Source organism: Synechococcus sp. R5-12 (genome assembly GCF_047502655.1).
Taxonomy (GTDB): Bacteria; Cyanobacteriota; Cyanobacteriia; order Thermostichales; family Thermostichaceae; genus Thermostichus.
Window position 1 is genome coordinate 1 of the sequence record NZ_JANSIM010000235.1, and the last position, 2014, is coordinate 2014.

The 2014-nt window shown below is 59.8% G+C and carries 2 protein-coding genes; both read right to left on the bottom strand.

Features of this window, described 5'->3' with window-relative positions; translation table 11 throughout:
• Positions 1-152: 152 nt before the first annotated feature.
• A complete protein-coding gene (locus tag NW843_RS11970) occupies positions 153-1517 on the bottom strand; it encodes a cytosine deaminase (protein ID WP_414523047.1) in 1365 nt (454 codons plus the stop codon).
• A gap of 75 nt (positions 1518-1592) precedes the next feature.
• Positions 1593-1922 carry a YggT family protein gene (locus NW843_RS11975; protein ID WP_414343744.1) on the bottom strand — a complete coding sequence of 110 codons (330 nt, stop codon included), beginning with the start codon at positions 1920-1922 and terminating at the stop codon, positions 1593-1595.
• Between the last annotated feature and the right edge of the window lie 92 nt (positions 1923-2014).

A 2014-nucleotide genomic window follows, 5' to 3' on the forward strand; every position in this document is an offset into this window, starting at 1 on the left:
CAGCAAAGTTCAGGGTTTTGGGGGTTAGAGGCATGCTCTACGGTGCCGCCCCAGCGTTCCGCGCCGCTGCCACAACCACCACCTCCAGGCAAAGGGAGAGAGGAGCAATTGGGAAGTGTCTTAATCTAACTTGAAACGACTGTGACCCCGCTCTACTTCTCGGAGCTGAGCGCTGTCCCCACCTTCTCCATCAAGTCGTCCAGTTCGCTGTAGTCCGGCAGAGTCGTGTCGATGGCCTGCCCCTGACGCAACACCACTCGGTCATGCTGGGGACGGGAAAGCAGCTCATCAAAGCCACGTCCTTTGAACAGCACCAGATCTGCCGGCAGCCCCACCCCAATTTGCCCTCGCTCGGTCAAGCCCATGATGCGGGCAGGGGTGGTGGTAATCGCCTGTGGCCAATCCCCATAGGGGGTATCCAGGTGCAAAATGCGGGTGGCCTCCCGGAACACCTCCAAGCCATCGTGATCCCCAAAGCCGTAGAAGGGATCCCGGCAATTATCGCTGGCTATCATCACCGGCACGCCCAAAGCCTTCAGCTCATGCAACAGCGTCACTCCCCGCCAGCGGGGGGTATGGCCGGGGTTACGGGCTTGCAAATATAGGTTACACATGGGCAGGCTGACCACGGCAATTCCCGCCTCTCTGACCATGGCCATGGTCTTGTGGGCCACTTGCGGGGGTTGCACGGCCAGGCTACAGCAATGGCCACACACCACCTGTCCCGAAAACTCATGGCGCAGGGCTGCCGCTGCCACGTGTCTCAACGTGAGGGATCCCGGATCATCCGTCTCATCCGTATGAAAGTCCAGAGCCAAGCCCCGCTCCTTGGCCAGGGCAAACACCCGATCCAATTGCCGATCCAGTTCCGGCCCCATCGCCGCCACCCCACCCAGGATCCCGCCCACTTCCGCCACCTTGTCCGCCAGCTTTTCCCCTGCAGGGGTGAGAAAGGTATCCAAGCTCAGAAGCGTGACCGCCTGGAGTTCCAGCTTGCCCGCCCACTCTCGGCGCAACTGGACAAACACCTCCCAGCTGGCCCCCATAACCTGAGGGTTCTCACAGACCAGATGGGTGCGCACCGCCTGGGATCCATGGGCATAGCTGCAGCGCAAACCAAAGCTGAAGCGACGGTAGAGATCCTCCCGAAACCGCTCCGGATCCCCGTCATAGGCTTGCTTCATCTTCACCCAATCTTCCTGGCCGGCCTGCCTCGCCCCGGCAAAGGTACCATCGGGATTGGGGGTGCGCGGCCACACATGTCCCTTGTCCAGGTGGGTATGGATGTCCACAAAACACGGCCACACTTGGCCCCGCCTTAGATCCACGCTGGGGATCCCCTGGGGCGGGATCCCTGTTGCCAGCCGGATTTGGCGGATCTGCCCCCCTTCGATTTCCAGATCCAGCAACACCAGGTTATCGCGGTTGGGAACAGCTCCTGGCACCGCCTCCTTCAGTACCGACAGGGGAACCTGAGCATTCAGCAGCCAGTAGTGGGCAACGCCGGGGATCTGCATGGCGGGCAACGAAAAAAGCAGCTCTCCATCGTAAAGGGATCCCGGCCTATCCAGATGAATCCAGTGCTACAGCGGCTAGGCAAACTGGCCCACCACCTGCATGGCAAAGCTGAGCAAAATGAAGGCCAACCAGGGGGAAAAGTCCAAGCCACCAATGGGGGGGATGATGCCGCGGAACAGGTTGAGATAGGGATCGGTGAGTTGGCTGAGCACCGACAGGATGGGGTTAGACCAGTTCAGTTGCGGGAACCAGCTCAGCAAAATCCGCACGATCAGCAGAGCATTGTAAATGACGATGAACTGGTAAAGGGAGCGGAACAGCAACGACCCGGCAGTGCCGTAGACCAACCCCAGGGAGAGGCCGTCCACCCAAGCGAGAGGAGACAACAAGTGACTGAGCATCATGGTTGGGAAAAGTAGGGAAACAACTCGATCAACTCAACATCCATTAAGGTAAACTACCCGACCCTGACTGCTTCGCAGTACGGGGCGGGCTT

Coding starts and splice junctions, on each gene's coding strand:
- NW843_RS11970 (WP_414523047.1), bottom strand. CDS start 1,517: ATGCAGATCCCCGGCGTTGCCCACTACTGGCTGCTGAATGCTCAGGTT.
- NW843_RS11975 (WP_414343744.1), bottom strand. CDS start 1,922: ATGATGCTCAGTCACTTGTTGTCTCCTCTCGCTTGGGTGGACGGCCTC.